At 56.5% G+C, this 17,301-nt stretch carries 15 protein-coding genes and 2 pseudogenes; 7 read left to right on the plus strand and 10 right to left on the minus strand.

Annotated elements, in window-relative coordinates; translation table 11 throughout:
- Positions 1–127: 127 nt before the first annotated feature.
- The 5 genes and pseudogenes from OVA00_RS33220 (at position 128) to OVA00_RS33240 (ending at position 6,829) form a co-directional block, all read left to right on the plus strand.
- Complete coding sequence (locus tag OVA00_RS33220) at positions 128–1,732, plus strand: GMC family oxidoreductase (protein WP_268090495.1); 1,605 nt, start codon at positions 128–130, stop codon at positions 1,730–1,732.
- Between the two features lie 18 nt (positions 1,733–1,750).
- Positions 1,751–2,959: a mandelate racemase/muconate lactonizing enzyme family protein gene (locus OVA00_RS33225; RefSeq protein ID WP_268090496.1), complete on the plus strand. Its 1,209-nt coding sequence runs from the start codon at positions 1,751–1,753 to the stop codon at positions 2,957–2,959.
- A 27-nt stretch (positions 2,960–2,986) separates the two neighbouring features.
- Positions 2,987–4,418, plus strand: a pseudogene (locus OVA00_RS33230) (aldehyde dehydrogenase family protein).
- 95 nt (positions 4,419–4,513) lie between these two features.
- On the plus strand, positions 4,514–5,833 hold the full coding sequence (locus OVA00_RS33235) for an MFS transporter (RefSeq protein ID WP_112773061.1): 1,320 nt from the start codon (positions 4,514–4,516) through the stop codon (positions 5,831–5,833).
- Between the two features lie 57 nt (positions 5,834–5,890).
- A complete protein-coding gene (locus tag OVA00_RS33240) occupies positions 5,891–6,829 on the plus strand; it encodes an NAD(P)-dependent oxidoreductase (protein ID WP_268090497.1) in 939 nt (312 codons plus the stop codon).
- Between the two features lie 137 nt (positions 6,830–6,966).
- On the opposite strand, the gene OVA00_RS33245 is transcribed toward OVA00_RS33240, so the two are convergent.
- The 10 genes from OVA00_RS33245 to folE form a co-directional block, all read right to left on the minus strand.
- A complete protein-coding gene (locus OVA00_RS33245) occupies positions 6,967–7,272 on the minus strand; it encodes a hypothetical protein (protein WP_060530557.1) in 306 nt (101 codons plus the stop codon).
- A complete protein-coding gene (gene tnpC / locus OVA00_RS33250; protein WP_060530572.1) occupies positions 7,272–8,837 on the minus strand; it encodes an IS66 family transposase in 1,566 nt (521 codons plus the stop codon). Before tnpC ends, OVA00_RS33245 begins: the two co-directional genes overlap by 1 nt.
- 72 nt (positions 8,838–8,909) lie before the next feature.
- Entirely contained in the window at positions 8,910–9,257 is a 348-nt protein-coding gene (gene tnpB / locus OVA00_RS33255; RefSeq protein ID WP_060530558.1) for an IS66 family insertion sequence element accessory protein TnpB, read from the minus strand.
- Entirely contained in the window at positions 9,254–9,640 is a 387-nt protein-coding gene (gene tnpA, locus OVA00_RS40110) for an IS66-like element accessory protein TnpA (protein WP_060530559.1), read from the minus strand. Before tnpA ends, tnpB begins: the two co-directional genes overlap by 4 nt.
- A gap of 503 nt (positions 9,641–10,143) precedes the next feature.
- Positions 10,144–10,362 carry an RICIN domain-containing protein gene (locus OVA00_RS40115; protein ID WP_112773472.1) on the minus strand — a complete coding sequence of 73 codons (219 nt, stop codon included), beginning with the start codon at positions 10,360–10,362 and terminating at the stop codon, positions 10,144–10,146.
- Positions 10,363–10,784: 422 nt separating this feature from the next.
- On the minus strand, positions 10,785–12,002 hold the full coding sequence (gene trpB / locus OVA00_RS33260) for a tryptophan synthase subunit beta (protein ID WP_112773407.1): 1,218 nt from the start codon (positions 12,000–12,002) through the stop codon (positions 10,785–10,787).
- A 362-nt stretch (positions 12,003–12,364) separates the two neighbouring features.
- Positions 12,365–12,526 (minus strand): DUF2256 domain-containing protein, encoded by a 162-nt coding sequence (locus OVA00_RS33265; protein WP_326494174.1) that lies wholly within the window; start codon positions 12,524–12,526, stop codon positions 12,365–12,367.
- 45 nt (positions 12,527–12,571) lie between these two features.
- Positions 12,572–14,134: a cryptochrome/photolyase family protein gene (locus OVA00_RS33270; protein ID WP_326494158.1), complete on the minus strand. Its 1,563-nt coding sequence runs from the start codon at positions 14,132–14,134 to the stop codon at positions 12,572–12,574.
- A 41-nt stretch (positions 14,135–14,175) separates the two neighbouring features.
- Positions 14,176–14,883: an SDR family NAD(P)-dependent oxidoreductase gene (locus OVA00_RS33275; RefSeq protein ID WP_268090499.1), complete on the minus strand. Its 708-nt coding sequence runs from the start codon at positions 14,881–14,883 to the stop codon at positions 14,176–14,178.
- A 40-nt stretch (positions 14,884–14,923) separates the two neighbouring features.
- Positions 14,924–15,532 carry a GTP cyclohydrolase I FolE gene (gene folE, locus OVA00_RS33280; protein WP_268090500.1) on the minus strand — a complete coding sequence of 203 codons (609 nt, stop codon included), beginning with the start codon at positions 15,530–15,532 and terminating at the stop codon, positions 14,924–14,926.
- A 442-nt stretch (positions 15,533–15,974) separates the two neighbouring features.
- Here folE and hemH point away from each other — a divergent pair.
- A pseudogene (gene hemH, locus OVA00_RS33285) lies at positions 15,975–16,994 on the plus strand (ferrochelatase); the annotation flags it as partial.
- A gap of 79 nt (positions 16,995–17,073) precedes the next feature.
- A complete protein-coding gene (locus OVA00_RS33290) occupies positions 17,074–17,295 on the plus strand; it encodes a hypothetical protein (RefSeq protein WP_112773456.1) in 222 nt (73 codons plus the stop codon).
- Positions 17,296–17,301 lie beyond the last annotated feature (6 nt).

The following is a 17,301-nucleotide window of genomic DNA, read 5'->3' on the forward strand; positions in this document are numbered from 1 at the left end:
ACTATACCTACAATGAAAATGATGCCTTTGCTTACGAAAGCATTGTTTGTGTTGTAAGTCTAGGCCTGCGATAGACCTCCCTCATAACCGCGAATGTCCACATGTCAGTTGGGAGGCTGATCCGGCGATGAATGAAGCTCCATTTGACTACATCATCGTAGGCGCTGGATCCGCGGGCTGCGTCTTGGCGAACAAGCTGAGTGAAAACCCTCGTCACAAGGTGTTGCTGATCGAAGCTGGAGGCAGCGACGCGCGATTTTGGATCAAGGTCCCGTTGGGATATGCGAAGACCTTTGCCGATCGGGCCGTGAACTGGGCTTACAAGACCGAGTCCGACCCCGGCCTGAATGGGCGGCAGGCATATTGGCCACGTGGCCGGGTGATCGGGGGGTCAAGCTCAATCAATGCGATGGCCTATTTGCGGGGCTTGCCACATGACTTTGACGATTGGGAGCGCGCAGGTGCGACCGGATGGAACTGGGAGGCCGTCCGCAAAACCTATGAAGCGCTAGAATGTCAGGTCGAGGGTGCTATCGAAAAGGGTAGCGGGCCTTTGGTGGTGAGCGACGTCAGTGCGGAGATGCACCCTTTTGTGCAGAACTTCCTGGATGCTGCTGGTGAAATGGGTTGGACGGTCGCCCGCAACTTGAACGGTGAGGATCCCGAAGGGCTCATGCGCATGCGCAGCACAGTTCGCAACGGTCGACGTTGGTCGGCTGCGGACGCATTCCTTCGGCCTGCAATGAAGCGATCAAACCTGCGCGTCATCTCGCGGGCATTCGTTGAAAAGCTCATCGTTGAAAAGGGGCGCGCAGTCGGCGTCCAGTTCCGCTCAGGCGGGGTCCAACATATCGTCGGGGCGAACAAGGAAGTAATCTTATCCGCGGGCGCCATTAACTCTCCCCAGATTCTTCAATTGTCAGGAATTGGCCCGGCGGCACTGCTGGAGGCGCATGGCATTAAGGTTTTGAATCACCTGCCCGAAGTCGGCAAAGGCTTGCAAGATCATTTGGCGGTTTCACAATACTATCGCGCGAATGAGCCTACATTGAACAGCACCTTGGGAACCGGTCTTGGCAGGGTTTTGGCAGGGCTCCGCTATATCCTGACGCGCAAGGGACCGCTTAGCATACCTGTAAATCAAATTAGCGGGTACGTCCGCTCATCGCCGGAATCGGAAGTTCCCGATGTGCAGGTGTACTGCAATCCAATGTCTTACATTACACACACTTCAGGCGCGGTGGCCGTGGATCCTGCTCCGGGATTTCTCCTGTGCGTCCAACCCAGCCGCCCAACCAGCCGGGGTCAAGTGACAATTGCCTCGGCCAATCCCGCGGACCCGCCGCTGATCCAGCCCAATTCGCTCGCTACCTCTGAGGATTGCGAAACAGTGATCAAGGCCAGCCGACTTCTTAAAAAATTGGCTCAGACAAAAGCTATCCGTGCAGTGACCGAGGCGCCACTTCAGCCCGACATCTCCACCATGGACGATGCTGCGCTACTGGAGAACTTTCGTAGTCGCGCGGGTACAGTTTTCCATCCAAGTTGCACTTGCCGGATGGGTCAGGATGCGAGCGATTCCGTGTTGGACGCACGCTTGCGTGTTCATGGAATGAAGGGGCTTCGCGTTGTCGATGCGTCGGCCTTTCCCAATGTCACGTCCGGCAACACCAACGGTCCAACCATCATGTTGGCTGCGCGAGCTGCCGAGCTGATTTTACAAGATGCGTGATCGCAAAGGGCCCAGTTCATGAAGCTTGATCGGATAGAGACTTTCGTTGTCGCCAACCCGCCACCGCGACACGGCGGCCGGTATTTCATCTTCGTCCGCCTGACGACCGCCTGTGGTATCACTGGGGTTGGCGAAATTTACAATGCCACCTTCGGACCGGGCCTTTGCGCCGCGATGGCCGTCGACATGTTCACCCGCCAGTTCGAAGGCAGCGATCCGCATCATATCGAGCGGATGTGGCGCAGATGCTATGGCGCCGGCTTCACGATGCGCCCCGACGTGACTGTGATGGGCGTCCTGAGTGGCCTCGAAATGGCCTGCTGGGATATCGTAGGCAAGGCCGCCGACCAGCCTGTCTATCAATTGCTTGGCGGCAAGGTTCACGAGCGGCTGCGCAGCTACACCTATCTTTATCCCCCCCATGGTGACGTCTATCCCGATCCGAGCCTTCCCAACGTCTATAACGATCCGGATATCGCCGCCGAAGTGGCCGCTTCCGCCGTTGAAGAGGGCTTCACGGCCGTCAAGTTCGATCCGGCCGGCCCTTATACGATCTATGACGGTCATCAGCCCCGCATGGAAGATTTGTGGCGGTCGGAAGCTTTCTGCAAACGCATCCGGCAAGCCGTCGGCAACAGTGCCGACCTTCTATTCGGCACCCATGGGCAGTTCACCGTTTCCGGCGCCAAACGCCTGGCACGGCGACTGGAAACCTACGATCCGCTCTGGTTCGAGGAACCCATTCCGCCGGAAAATCCCGCCGACATGGCCGAGGTGGCACGCTTTACCTCGATCCCCGTCGCAGCAGGAGAGCGGTTGACGACGAAGCACGAATTTGCGCGCCTGCTCGAGGCGGGCGCTGCCTCGATCCTGCAAATGAACCTCGGTCGTGTCGGCGGCATGCTGGAAGCGAAAAAGATCGCCGGGATGGCGGAGACGCGATCGGCGCAGATCGCGCCGCATCTTTACTGCGGGCCGGTTGTGGCGGCGGCCAACATCCAGATCGCGACATGCAGCCCGAATTTCCTGATCCTGGAATCGATCGGCCGCTTCGACGGTCCTTTCATGCGGTTTCTAAACGAGCCGATCGTTTGGGAAAACGGCTTCGTTATTCCGCCCACGGCTCCGGGTCTCGGCGTGACGCTGAACGACGAGGCGATCGCCCAAAGTCCCTATGCGGGGTCCGAACTGCACCTCAACCTAATCACCGAACCGGTCGCGCCCTGACCTGCATCCAAACGGAATGAGAGATCTATGAAGAAGCTGGACAAGTTCTATATTGGCGGCGCCTGGGTCGCGCCCGTATCAGGCACACCGCTTGACATCACAAACCCCGCCAACAGCGAAGTTGTTGGTCAGGTGATTTTAGGCGACAGCCGCGATGTCGACGCAGCAGTGGCAGCGGCAAAGCTTGCGTTCGACACTTTTTCGAAGACAAACAAAGAAGAACGGATTGCTCTGCTGGAGCGGTTGAAAGCGGTATTTTCCTCTCGGGTGGAGGAAGTGGCGCAGGCGATAAGCACGGAAATGGGCGCGCCGATTAGCATGGCGCGAGAACAACAGGCTTTTTGCGGCGTCGAACATATCGAGGCGTTTATCGCCGCACTGAAAGGCCAGGCCGAGCGCGAGATCTTAGCCAATGGTGATACGCTGCTTCGTGAACCAATCGGGGTTTGCGGGCTGATTACTCCATGGAACTGGCCGATCAGCCAAATAGCGCTGAAAGTCGTACCCGCCTTTGCCACGGGGGCGACCTGTGTGCTTAAGCCGTCAGAATATGCGCCCCTGTCAGCGGCGCTGTTCGCGGAGATCGTGCACGAGGCTGGCTATCCGGCGGGCGCGTTCAATCTCGTCTTCGGCGATGGACAAGAGGTGGGCAGTGCGATGTCGCGCCATCGTGATATCGCGATGATGTCATTCACGGGATCCACACGCGCGGGCATCTCGGTTTCAAAGGACGCCGCCGATACGGTCAAGCGAGTAACGCTGGAACTGGGCGGCAAATCCCCGAACTTGGTCTTTGCCGACGCCGATTTGGAAACCCGTGTTGCCGCATCGGTTGCCCATTGTTTCCATAATACGGGACAGTCGTGCAACGCACCCACTCGGATGCTGGTCGAACGAAGCGTCTACGATCGTGTCCTCGAAATTGCAAAAAAGGTTGCAGAGACGCAAATGGTCGACGATCCCGCCAAGCCCGGCGACCATATTGGCCCCTTATTCAACCAACTGCAGTTCGACCGTGTGCAGACCATGATCAAGATGGGCATCGACGAAGGTGCGCGCCTTTTGGCGGGGGGGGAATGGCAAGCCCGAAGGGCTGGAAAAGGGGTGCTTTGTGAAACCCACAGTCTTTGCAGACGTAACCAACGAGATGCGGATTGCGCGCGAAGAAATCTTCGGTCCGGTTCTAGTTATCATTCCCTTCGACACCGAAGCCGAGGCTATCGCCATCGCAAACGACAGCGATTTTGGCCTAGCCGCTTATCTGCAAACCGGGAACGTGGCTCGGGCTGAGCGCGTTGCTGACGCCCTTCGCGCGGGCACCGTGACAGTAAATGGCCAGGCCACGAACTACGGCTCTCCCTTTGGCGGCTACAAGCAATCGGGCAATGGCCGCGAAGGTGGGATCTTCGGGCTCGAGGATTACCAGGAGCTCAAGGTTCGTAGCTCCATCCGCGTTTAAGCCTAAGCCCGCCTTGGCGGGCGACCTACTATTTCACCCTATCTCACTAACCGCACGGTTTCACGGCTTCACACTCTTGGGAGGAGTTTAAGGCGATGGCAAAATTCAGTCCGGCCACAGGCATCGGCAATGCGCAACCGCATCAGTCTGGCCTCCGGCGCTATTTTCAGTTTTTCATCCTGCTGCTCGCGGCGGGCTCGATCTATCCGCTGATTTATCTTCGCCAGAACTTCGAAACGACAATTCTCGAAACCTTCCACATCTCCAGTTCCGAACTTGGCACCTATTACTCGATGCTCGGCACGATGTTTCTGCTCACCTATCTGCCAAGCGGCTGGTTGGCGGACCGCGTATCGCCGCGCCTGCTCTTGACCGTCTCGATGATGGCCACCGGCATGCTGGGTCTTTGGTATGCCAGCATTCCAGATAAGTCGGCCTTGTATTGGATATTTCTTGGCTGGGGCATCTCATCCGGCCTGACTTTTTGGGCGGCGCTCCTGAAGGGCGTTAAAATCCTGGCTCGACCCCATGAACAGGGACGATTCTTTGGCGGGCTAGAAGGGATGCGCGGCCTTGTGGAAGCTATCCTGGCTACCGCCGCGGTTGCGCTATTTAGCTACTACGTTGATGGTAAAGGCCGCGCTGCGGCAGAGACCCTGCCATCGGTCATCATGCTTTATGTCTACAACAGCTTCGCAGTAGGGGTCTTGTGTTTCCTGTTTCTGCGTTTGAAGGACGACACCCCGGTCAAGACCGCTGCAAGCAAGAACAATCTTCTGGCTGATCTCAGGTTCCTCCTGGCAGTGCCCGAGCTTTGGCTTATCGCCATTATCATTCTTTGTGGCTACCAGTTGTTTTGGGCAACCTATTCCTTCTCCGCTTTCCTACAGGAAAAATACACGATGACGGCAAGCGCCGCCGCGTTTATGACCGTAGCAAAATTGTGGATGCGCCCCATCGGTGGTCTGGGGGCTGGTTTTCTGGGCGACAAGATCGGCCGGGAAAATGTACTGGCGATCACAATGACATTGAGCATTCTCGGGCTGCTGGCGCTGCTGTTTCTGCCATCGACGGCTGGCAGTTTCGTACTGCTGTTTGTCGTATTGCTGATCGGGGTGATGACCTACGCCACTCGAGGCTTATATTGGTCGATCCTTGAAAGTCGCAATATCCCGAACCGGGTGACAGGGCTCGCCATCGGCGTGATTTCCCTAATCGCATATACACCTGACATTTATCTCCCTAAACTGAATGGGTACCTTGCAGATCACTATACGGGACTCGCAGTTTATCAGCTGTACTTCGGCTTCATCGCCGCGTCGGGTATCTTTGGTCTGATTGCCATAGGTTGTCTCAAGTCTCGGACGAAAATTAAAGCGGCGGCGCAAATATCAACCACGGTGGCCGCGGAATAGTAAGGCTGCGGGTGGAGCAAATTCCGGCTCTGCTAAGTGGCCGTTTCGCCTCCGCTTATGATTTCACTTTTCGGTTTAACAGGGATCGAATGCCCAATGATTTATGGCTATATCGGGCTAGGAAATCTCGGAGGGCACCTCGTTGCCAGCCTGCTCAAGGCCGGCTTCAAGGTAGTTGTGCATGATCGCCACAAATATCTTTCAGATCGCCTCGTTGCAGATGGGGCGACCTGGGCGGATTCTCCGGAAGAGATGGCGCGGCAGTGCGATGCAGTGATCACCTGCCTACCCTCACCATCTGTTTCCGAGCTGGTTCTTACCCAGTTACTTTCCGGCCTGAGACCCGGATCGACCTGGATTGAGATGTCGACGCTCAGCCGTGATGAAATTCTTCGTCTCGCTGCTGTTGCGGCGAGGCATGGCGTGCGAGCGATGGAGCTGCCGGTGACGGGCGGCGTGCATCTTGCCGCGCACGGAAAGATCACCATGCTTGCCGGCGGCGACAAGGACCTCTTTGACACCCATTTGCCGGCGATCGAAGCCATGGGCAACAAGATTTTCCACATGGGTACGCTTGGCAATGCTGCGATTATCAAGGTGATCACCAACATGCTGGCCTTCATCCACCTCAAGGCATGCAGCGAAGCGCTAATGCTTGCCCGGCGCGGTGGCCTTGATCTCGGTCAGGCCTGGCACGCCATCAAGGCTTCATCTGGCAACTCCTTTGTCCACGAGACGGAGGGCGCGCTCATTCTCAACGGATCGTACGATGTCGCCTTTAACATTGATCTCGCGCTGAAGGACCTTGGATTTGCCATGGCGTTTGGCCGTGAATTCGGCGTCCCACTCGACCTTGCGGGGGTTACCGAGCAAACCTACGTCGCCGCCAAGGCGGCCTATGGCGGCAACGCTGAATCGCCGATGATCGCCAAGCTTCTGGAAGACCTGCTCAAGACCGACCTGCGCGCACCGGGCTTTCCGGCCCGGTTGGAGTGATGAACCGTAGCATTGCGACGGGAGCCGAAGGGACGCTGGCGACGATATCGCCGCTCGCCGAAGGCTGTGTGCCGAATAGCCTCGGATCATGTGTGAGCGTCCGGCGAAGGCATTTTCGCTTGGTTGAGAGGCCGAGATTATAGGTCGCGTTTCATCTCGTCTGCCATAACGCGTTCGACCACATCCGGATCGCATTGTTCATCGACGAGAAACTGGCGGATTCCACCATCCCATGTCCGTATGTCGGCGAGGAGATTTTGGAGCTCGTCCACGCCGTTCTCGGTCAGGCCCTTTGTGCCGTGTTCGCTGCCGTCGCGGACATAAAGCAATTCGCCTTCGCTGATATTATCCGAGTTGGCGGTCACCTCTTCGATCAACTCGAGGTTCTCGCCGATCATCTCAGCGACCTCTTTGAGGGTATAGATGATCCTTGAGCGCGCCATCACGCAGCCTCGTACCGGTCGTTTGCCGGAGTCCACTGCCACGGGAGCAGTTCCTCAAGTCGATCCTTCGGATGGCTCTGGATCCTGGTCAGGACGTCTGCCAGATAGGTCTCTGGATTGTGGCCATGGAGTTTAGCTGTTTCGATGATGGTCAGGATATTGGCGATGCGCTCGCCGCCCTTGTCTGACCCAGCAAAGAGCCAATTTTTTCTTCCAATTCCGAGTGGCCTCATAGCGCGCTCAGCTATGTTGTTATCGATTTCGACACGGCCATCGTCAATGTAGACGCTCAAAGCTGCCCATCGCGAGAGAGCGTATCGCATCGCTTCGGCAAGCTTCTGTTTCTGCGGCAGCGTCGAAAGCGTCGTTTCAATCCAAGCCTTGAGGTCCGCCAGAATGGGTCTGGCGTGTTGCTGGCGCAGTGTTCGCCTCTCGTCGGAAGACATGCCGCGGATACGATCCTCGATATCGTAGAGTGCACCGATGCGCGACAGAGCCTCGTCGGCGATCGGAGATGGCTTGAGCTTGATCACATCATGGAACTTGCGGCGCACATGCGCCATGCAGGCGGCTTCGATGATCTGGTTGCCGTAAAGCTTGCTATAGCCAGCATAGCCATCCGCATGCATTACGCCGCTGAAGTGAGCGAGGTGTTCAGCCGGATGCACGCCCTTTCGGTCGGGGCTATAGTAATAGGCGATCGCTCCGGGCGTGGGATCCTGGTAGCCGCTGCCGTCGAAGACATAGACCCAGACCCTGCCGGTCTTCGTCTTTCCTCGTCCTGGGTCGAGAACATCGACCGGCGTATCGTCCGTGTGTATTCGGTCGACCGCGGCGATATGGGCTCTGATCAGCAAGATGAGGGGCGAGAGCAGAACGGACACACGGCCAACCCAGTCCGCCATGACAGACCGGGAGATGTCGATCCCCAGCCGGTCGTACATCTCGGACAAACGGTAGAGTGGGATATGATCGTCAAACTTGGCGACCATGATGTGTGCGAGCAGTCCTGGTCCAGGTTTGCCTCGCTCGATCGGCAAGCTCGGCATCTCACCCGATACCGTTGTATCGCAGTCCTTACAGACCATGCGCTTCTCGATATGCCGGACGATCTTCACAGAAGCCGGCACATGCTCCATCACCTGCACCACCTTGTCGGCCGCCTTCAGGAAGGACTTGCCACCACACGTCGGGCAACTGCAGGGCGCTGTGTACACCCGCTCTTCGGTTGGAAGACCATCCGGCAGAGGCCTGCGTTTCGGCTTGTCGGGGGTATCATCCAGATCTGGCAGCAGGCCTTTTCCGGAACGAGCATCAGCCTCGGCGCGAGAGGCTTCGATCTCCTCGAGCATCAGTTCGAATTGCTCAATCTTCCGATCGATCTTTTCCGAGGATGCGCCGTGCTGCCGATGTCGGAGCAGTTCCAGCTGCGCGCGCAGAAGACCGATGATCGAGTCGCGTTTGATGACTTCGGCTTCTTGTGCGCTGAGTTTCGCCGCCTGTTCAGCGACGAGCGCGCGCAATGCCAATAGCTCGTCCTGACTGTCCAGCGGCGGTGCTTTCATGCCCAAAAACATAGCCGATTTGCAGCGAAAGCACTAGCGTTTTGCCCCGGATGTGCCTGTAAAATATAGCTTTTAACCCGTGCGGCCAGGGGCGGAAGTCCACGCTGGTCGGCGCCAGTCAATCCCTTCGACAAGCATCGACAACTGGGCCTGCGTAAGATGCGCAACACCATCTTTCGCCGTGGGCCAGGGAAAGTATCCGCGCTCGAGAATCTTGTAGAATAGGCAGAACCCTTGGCCATCCCACCATAGAAGCTTGATCCGGTCGGCGCGCTTTCCACGGAAGCCGAAGATTGCGCCGGATCCTGGCGCCTCCTTGAGGACCGTCTCAACGAGCGTGGAGAGTCCATCAATGCCACGCCGCATGTCGGTCACTCCGCAGGCCAGATAAACCCGCACATTTCCCGAAGGCCCGATCATGCTGCCTCCACACAAGCGACAAGCGACGATAGCACTTCGAGATCCATATCCGCTGCAATTCTCAGTAGACGGCCATTCCTCAAGACGATTTCAACGTCCTTGCATCTCGACCGAGCACCGATCCTCTTGGAACCGTCACTCACGCTCTCCGACGCTCCGATAAGCGAAACCGGGATGAACGATGGGGTCTGTGGAGGTTTCAATTCGGATGGCGAGAACTTCTTTCGCCAGGCGTATATTTGTTGCGGAAGAACGTCGTGCCGGCGCGCTACATCCGAAACGCTGCCATCCGCGCTGAACGCTTCTTGCAAGATCGAAAGCTTCAGTTCCGTGGACCATCGACGTTGTCGCTCGGCACCCGTCAGGATCTCAACCTTGGCCATTCATACCCTGTTACGTCACAAATGAATCATCTGTGACGCAACTTGCGCCAATTCCCCGCCGGACCAAAATCCGCTCACCGGACGCTCACGATCATGTTGCCACTGAGAGGCGTGGCGCGGTGCCGTCGCGCAGTGGATAATGCGCCGCCTGGATGCGCCTTCAGATGTTTCGGCGGAGTCGCTCTGAGACGTAGCTCATAGAGCCGTAGCTTCATCTCGCTCAGGGCCATCCCACTGCTTAGTGCGCAATGGTGGAACGCCAGACAGAGGTCTGCGAATTTCGTCGCTGTCCGAGTTAGGTGCTCAGTCGCTGGGGGAGCGCAACACGCACGGATTGGATGAGGCTTAGGAGTTACTTGGTTGGGCCTGTTCCCACTCGGCAAGATCGGGCGCTCAGAGCGAGGCAATATCCCTCGTTTTCACCGCGCCTTTACAGCCGCAGCCAGGTGCACATCCGAATCAAAGCCGAGGCTTAACTTTTTCACGAACCGCGCATCCAGTGTTTACGGAATCAAAAGCCAGCGTTGACCTTGTCTGGCATCCGGAGTGTCCTGTATCACGCGTGAGCCAATTAAGTTTTCGTCATGGGCGATAGTTAGGACCAGGCCAGATGAACGTGATATTACATACAGGCCACCGTTCGCTGCAGCAAAATTCCACCTCTGATTGTGACCTTCGTTCCCTTCGTATGTGACGGGGTATTTGCAGCCGGCTCCGTCGATGCGTGAAAGACGGTCAAGTACTTACCGGACGTGCCGGCTGTCCCAGAGATCAAGCGTTGCCAATGTCCCGTTCACCATGGCCTTCAAGGGATGGGATGAATAACGCGGTTTCGGCGGGAGGGGAAGACGAGTTCTAATGTTGCCTCGTCGTCGGCTACAAAGGTTTGTATGTTCCTCGCTACGCCAGCCACTGGCGGCCTAGGGGCGGAGTTCTGGAATGGTCGCGAACGCGCGTTGAGTCATTGGCGTGCACTATTTTTTGACGCCGTGTCGTTTGGCAGTTAAACGGGTTGTTCTTCATTTCTGGGATTAACAGAGTGTCAGCCCCACGACTACTTCGTTAATTTTCTGGCCGCCCTCGATCGACAGACCGAGGTCACCATCATAAAGCCGCTCCCCCGTCACTCACACTTCGTGCGCAACTAGCTATCAGTCTCATCCAATTTCATAAGGTTGGACACGGTAAAGATGTCCTTATCTCCGCGGCCGCAGAGGTTGACGATAATGACTTTATCCGGCTCCATAAGCGGAGCGCTCTTCATGACCTCGGCGATGGCATGCGACGGCTCCAAAGCGGGGATGATGCCCTCAACGGTCGATAATAACCGAAACGCGTGCAGGGCCTCGACGTCTGTGGCTGAGGAATAGAGGACGCGTCCACTATCCTTCAGCCAAGAGTGCTCAGGGCCGACGCCAGGATAGTCGAGACCCGCGGAAATCGAGTGGCCCTCATTGATCTGACCGTTACCGTCTTGCAGTAGATACGTTCTGTTGCCGTGTAGGACCCCCGGAGTGCCAGCTGTGAGAGAGGCACAGTGTTCTGGTGTGTCCAGACCCTTTCCGGCAGGCTCGACACCGACCATCGCGACTTCGCTATCGGACAGAAACGGGTGAAATAGACCTATCGCGTTCGAGCCGCCACCGACGGCTGCGACAAGAAGGTCAGGAAGGCGGTTCTCATGCTGGACTATCTGTTCTCGCGCCTCACGGCCAATCACAGACTGCAAAGTTCTCACCATCTCCGGATAGGGGTGGGGCCCCGCTGCGGTTCCAATGAGGTAGTAGGTATCTTCAACATTTGAGACCCAGTCGCGAAGCGCTTCGTTCATGGCGTCCTTAAGAGTGCCGTTTCCTGAGCTAACGGCGCGGACTTCCGCTCCCAGTAACTTCATGCGGAAGACGTTAGGAGCCTGCCGTTCGATATCGGTCGCTCCCATGTAAATCACGCAGTCCAGCCCGAACCGCGCGGCCATCGTCGCTGTCGCAACCCCGTGTTGACCCGCCCCTGTCTCGGCAATGATACGGGTCTTACCCATGCGACGGGCGATCAGGATCTGGCCCAGGCAGTTGTTTATCTTGTGAGAACCGGTGTGATTCAGTTCGTCCCGTTTCAAATAGATCCGCGCGCCGCCTAAGTGGGCCGTCAGTCTTTCCGCAAAATAGAGCGGACTGGGTCTGCCGACATAATGTCGAGACAACTCGTCGAGTTCTTCCCAAAAGCACTGATCCGTCTTAGCGGCCTGCCATTCCTTGGTCACCGCGATAAGCAACGGCATGAGCGTTTCGGCTACAAATCGGCCGCCAAACTTTCCGAAGAAACCCTTGTCGTCGGGCAATGCATTTAATGACATCAGTGACATGTTGTATCTCCTGGCTTCGCGTTATACGATGCTCGCAAAATTTAGATCAAATATCTGAGTATCAAATCTGCACCCGTCACGGGCGTTCCGGTGGTGCTCTTGGCAGAGAAGTTGCAGATTGGCGAAATACCCGGTGCTTTTGCCGCGGTGGCCGCCTGACCCAAAGCAGGTACGGCTTCCGACTTGCGCATCTTCCCAATAGAGGCGGCAGCGACGGGTATCATATTGTATCTGGCCAGCTTCATGGCTGTAGGCGAGCAGTGCGGGTCTCATAAACTAAGAGATCGTCATTAGGTTCCAGCCGCTTTAGGGACGCGGCATCACAGCCTTTTCGCAGATGTGGCAGATATCGGCCGATACGATCACATGCTGATGACCTTGGTGGGTGTTGACCCTTTCGGTCGGCGGCAGCGTTCCGAGCAAAATTTGACCCGGTTCCAATCCTTTGCCCACTTTCGACGCCATTCGAAGGCAAGCCCACAGCTTGGGCAGATCTTCTTGGGCAAATCCGCCTTCTTGATCATCCTGGCCAAGTTAAGCTCCGCCACTATCTTGTGTGTTGCGCGAGATCACACGCGTTTACCAGCATCAAGATCTGCAAGAAATGCCCGTGCACTTTGGCGGTAGAGCTGCTGTTTGTCGGCAGACATTCGCTTCCACGAAGAGTACGTCTGGCCGAGGCGATGATTGTTAGAAAGCGTGTCAGCGTTTCGATCGAGGAAGTCCCAGTAAAGAGCATTGAAGGGGCAGGCGTCCGTACCTGTCTTCTTCTCGACATTGTACCGACATCCTTCGCAGTAGTCCGACATCCGGGAAATGTAGGCGCCGCTTGCGGCATAGGGTTTTGAGGCCATGAATCCGCCATCCGCGAATTGGCTCATGCCGATGACGTTCGGCAATTCCACCCATTCGAAGGCGTCTGCATATACGGAGAGATACCAGAGATGAACAGCATGAGGGTCGAGCCCCGCCAGCATCGAAAAGTTTCCAACCACCATTAGGCGCTGGATATGGTGGGCGTATGCGTAATTGATCGTTTGAGTAATGACAGATGACACGCAGGCCATATCCGTTTCGCAGCTCCAAAAGAATTCGGGAAGCGACCTATGCGCGTTAAAAGCGTTTGAGTTTTCATAGCCTGGCATTTTCAGCCAGTAGATGCCGCGGATATATTCGCGCCATCCGATAATCTGGCGGATGAAGCCTTCGACGCTGTTGAGTGGCGCATGGCCTTCCATGTAAGCGCGCTCGGCCGCGCGGCAGATTTCCAGGGGATCGAGGAGCCCGATGTTGATGTAGAATGAGAGCAGGGCATGGTTGAGGAACGGTCGCTCTCTCAACATCGCATCCTGCGTTTCGCCAAAATTCGGGAGGAACTGATCGATGAAATCATCAGCCGCCGCTTCGGCTTGGGCGCGAGTGACTGCAAACCCAAAATCGCTGGTGGAGCCCATGTTTTCGGGGAACTTTCGTTCTACAAGCCGAACAACTTCTCTCGTGATAGTGTCCGGACTGAACCGACGATGCCTGGGTTGGAAAAGATCAGGCTGCGCTGGCCTACGGTTCTCGGCATCGAAGTTCCATCGCCCCCCCTCAGGGTCATTTCCGTTCATCAATAGACCGGTGCGACGCCGCATATCGCGATAAAAATATTCCATCGTCAAAGTTTTGCGGCCCTGGGCCCAGTCTTGAAACTCACTTTTGGAGCAGAGGAAGCGCGTGTCTGGCCTTATATCGACAGGCAGACGAAGCAACGTCTCCCATTCTTTCATAGCCTCAAGAACCCGCCACTCTGAGGCCTCGCATACGACCACTCGCCGGGGCTTGGCTTTAGCGACCTGGCGCGCGAGCTCTCCGATGAACGAACCACTGTTTTCTGGATCGTCGAGCGTTGTGTAATGAACATCAAATCCAAGTTCACGAAGTTCAGCTGCAAAATGTCGCATCGCAGAAAATATGAAGGCGATTTTCAGCTTGTGATGACTAACGTAGGTGGCCTCTTCCATCACCTCGCACATCATCACGATGTCCTGTCCGGGATCAAAATTCTCCATGCTCGAAACTGATCTGGAGAGTTGATCGCCGAGTATGAGAACCAGATTTCGAATCTTACCTGCAGGAACATCCGGCATTGGTCACCCGAACGTGACGAAAAACAGCTTCGAACGGTCGGCTACCAAGGGATAGGACTACCGTCATACGCGAAAAAGCCGCCTGTGTCCGATGGTTGAAGCTCATCAAGCACCGCTAGTATTTTTTGCGCGACGTCCACGGGCTCCATTCGCTCGTGTCCCGATGCAAAAGGCTCTGAAAGGGTTGTCTTAACGCTTCCTGGATGTATCGAGACGACAACCGATTGAGGATTGATCCTGCCAAGTTCAATCGCACCGGTGCGAACAATCTGGTTGAGCGCAGCTTTCGAGGAACGGTAAGAAATCCATCCACCGAGTGCATTATCGCCGATGGATCCTACCCGAGCCGATAGGAATGCGAAGATCGTCCTCTCCTTGCGAGCAAGGAGCGGGGTGAAATGCTTGAGGGTGAGGGCGGGTCCTACAGCATTCAAGGCGAACTGCGCCATCATCGCTGTCTGCGAGATTTGCCGGATGGATCGTTCCGGGCCGACCCCATCGATGGTGAGCGCGCCTGTCGCACAGAGGATCAAATCGTACGCACCGGGCTCAAGCGCGTCGGCAGCCCTCTTGATGCTTGCCTCGTCGGATATGTCAAAACCATCGGAACTACGAGAAAGAGGAACTGCCGCGAAACAATTGGGATCAGATTTCAAGGCCGCACTGATGGCGCCACCGATCCCGCCACTCGCTCCGATTATAACAGCGGAGTATCCCGCTTTCAGCGATTTCATCGAGTATTCGGCCATTTACGATTCTTTCAGCGATGGTGGGGTCGGCTCATGTTTCCTAACCGCGCACGAATTGGATGAATCTTGTCTGGTCTCTGGCCGATCGTTCGAACTTTCCAACGAACGTCGTCGTGATTGTCTTGGCATCTTGTTTCTGAATGCCGCGCATTGCCATGCACATGTGCTCGGCTTCGAGCATCACCGCAACACCTTTCGGCCTCAAGCTTTCGTCGAGAGCTTTGGCGATCTGGGATGTCATCGTTTCCTGGGTCTGCAGCCGGCGCGCATAAAGGTCAACCAGACGGGCCATCTTGGAGAGACCAAGAACCCCGCCCTCGGGGATATAGGCAATGTGGGCAACGCCATGGAAGGGCACCATGTGGTGCTCGCAATGAGAATGGAACTCGATGTCCTTAACGATGACCATATCGCTATAGCCGGCGACGTCGGAAAATGTCGTCGCCAAAATGTCTTCCGGCGTCGCATCGTATCCCGCAAAAAGCTCACGATATGCTTTTGCCACCCGCTTGGGTGTATCGAGGAGGCCTTCGCGCGACGGATCATCGCCGGCCCAACGTATCAAGGTCCGCACGGCTGACTCCGCTTCCGCCTGGGTCGGAACATTTGATGCGAACAAAAGATCGCTGTCCGTCACAATCGCGTCCATCGAAGACTCTCCCTATTTTGTCAACCACGCCATTACGCTTATTGCCTTCGATTGGATCAAATCGGGCACAAGGACGGACCACATATTTTTTGATCAGAATTCGGTCCGTGGCCAAATGAAGTGGTTCATGACGCACTCCTTCACTCCTTCACTCCTTCTGACGTTCGTCGTGGTGGAAACCTTGGAAATCGTTTTGCCGTTCACTCCGTTCGGATCACAACAAATCCGTTCATTTTAGATGTGTCGGAAATTTGCGGGTTGCGAGTTATCTACTTTAAGCTGGGTTTGCCCGACTTCCACCGTCGGCGCTGGGAGTTTATCAGCGGTTTGTTCTAACTCCGCTGACGAGATCGACTATTAACCGGCGGCCGGGGCGGACGACTGATCCAAACCGCGCGAGAAACGTACTGGAGCGGGAAATCAATTAAAAGGAGTGCGTTTGATGGTGGACAAACTTGCCGACCATCCGATCATCAAACGCGGCGGCATCGGAGTTCTCCTGGTCAATCTCGGCACGCCTGATGGCACCGACTACACCTCGATGCGCCGCTACCTGAAGGAGTTTCTGACCGACCGCCGGGTGATCGAGTGGTCGCGACTGTTCTGGTACCCGATCCTGTTCGGCATCGTGCTCAACACCCGCCCCGGCAAGGTCGGCAAGGCCTATGAGACGATCTGGAACAAGGACTTGAACGAAAGCTACCTGCGGACCTACACCCGCAACCAGTCCGAACTGATGGCGAAGTCCTTCGCCGACCAGCCGAACGTCATCGTCGACTGGGGCATGCGCTACGGCCAGCCGTCGATCGCCTCGCGCATGGACGCACTGCAGAAGGCCGGCTGTGAACGCATTCTCGTCTTCCCGCTCTATCCGCAATATGCCGCCGCCACCACCGCCACCGTTAATGACAAGGCCTTCGAGGCGCTTGTGAAGATGCGCTGGCAGCCGGCACTGCGCACCGTTCCGCCCTACCACGACGATCCCGTCTACATCGACGCTCTGGCAACCTCGATCGAGCGTCACCTGGCGACGCTCGACTGGGAGCCGGAGGTGGTTCTGACCTCCTTCCACGGCATTCCGAAGAGCTATTTCGACAAGGGCGATCCCTACTACTGCCAGTGCCAGAAGACCGCGCGGCTTTTGCGCGAAAAGCTCGGCTGGTCGAAGGAGAAGCTGCAGGTCACCTTCCAGTCGCGCTTCGGGCCTGAGGAATGGCTGCAGCCCTATACCGACAAGACGGTCGAAAAACTTGCGCAGGACGGTGTCAAGCGCATTGCCGTCCTCAACCCGGGCTTCGTCTCCGACTGTCTGGAAACGTTGGAAGAGATCGCAGAGCAGGCGGCCGAAAGCTTCCATCACAATGGCGGCGAGAAGTTCACCCACATCCCCTGCCTGAACGACAGCGCCGAAGGCATGGCCGTGCTCGAACACGTCGTGCGCCGGGAGCTTGCCGGGTGGTTATCCGCAGGAGAGTCCGACGATAAAGCGCGGCAAATGGTTTGCCATCACCCATTGAAGAAACAGGTAAGGATTTTTGAGAATGGCTGAAGAGCGCGAACTCACAATCATCTACGATGTTGTGAAGAAGGCAGTTTTTGTCGAATTTCGAGGAAACCCGTATTATCTTGAGGGTCCGTTTGCGAGCCGGAGAGACGGGGTTAGGGCGGCTGAAGAGCTCTGTCGATCGCTCGGGTGGAGGCCCAGCCGCGACAATCAGAAAATTTTCAGAAAAGGAACCATGGAGACACCGGAATCTTCGTAGGGAACT

Origin of the sequence: Ensifer sp. SL37, assembly GCF_026672675.1 — a bacterium.
Lineage (GTDB): Bacteria > Pseudomonadota > Alphaproteobacteria > Rhizobiales > Rhizobiaceae > Ensifer > Ensifer adhaerens.

Bases quoted from the DNA above. Each gene is read 5' to 3' on its own strand.
- OVA00_RS33275 (WP_268090499.1), bottom strand. From the start codon at position 14,883: ATGGCCGAATACTCGATGAAATCGCTGAAAGCGGGATACTCCGCTGTT.
- OVA00_RS33290 (WP_112773456.1), top strand. From the start codon at position 17,074: ATGGCTGAAGAGCGCGAACTCACAATCATCTACGATGTTGTGAAGAAG.
- OVA00_RS33245 (WP_060530557.1), bottom strand. From the start codon at position 7,272: ATGGCGCGCTCAAGGATCATCTATACCCTCAAAGAGGTCGCTGAGATG.
- trpB (WP_112773407.1), bottom strand. From the start codon at position 12,002: ATGTCACTGATGTCATTAAATGCATTGCCCGACGACAAGGGTTTCTTC.
- OVA00_RS33265 (WP_326494174.1), bottom strand. From the start codon at position 12,526: ATGATCAAGAAGGCGGATTTGCCCAAGAAGATCTGCCCAAGCTGTGGG.
- folE (WP_268090500.1), bottom strand. From the start codon at position 15,532: ATGGACGCGATTGTGACGGACAGCGATCTTTTGTTCGCATCAAATGTT.
- OVA00_RS33220 (WP_268090495.1), top strand. From the start codon at position 128: ATGAATGAAGCTCCATTTGACTACATCATCGTAGGCGCTGGATCCGCG.
- OVA00_RS33270 (WP_326494158.1), bottom strand. From the start codon at position 14,134: ATGCCGGATGTTCCTGCAGGTAAGATTCGAAATCTGGTTCTCATACTC.
- OVA00_RS33240 (WP_268090497.1), top strand. From the start codon at position 5,891: ATGATTTCACTTTTCGGTTTAACAGGGATCGAATGCCCAATGATTTAT.
- tnpC (WP_060530572.1), bottom strand. From the start codon at position 8,837: ATGAAAGCACCGCCGCTGGACAGTCAGGACGAGCTATTGGCATTGCGC.
- OVA00_RS33225 (WP_268090496.1), top strand. From the start codon at position 1,751: ATGAAGCTTGATCGGATAGAGACTTTCGTTGTCGCCAACCCGCCACCG.
- OVA00_RS33235 (WP_112773061.1), top strand. From the start codon at position 4,514: ATGGCAAAATTCAGTCCGGCCACAGGCATCGGCAATGCGCAACCGCAT.
- tnpA (WP_060530559.1), bottom strand. From the start codon at position 9,640: ATGGCCAAGGTTGAGATCCTGACGGGTGCCGAGCGACAACGTCGATGG.
- tnpB (WP_060530558.1), bottom strand. From the start codon at position 9,257: ATGATCGGGCCTTCGGGAAATGTGCGGGTTTATCTGGCCTGCGGAGTG.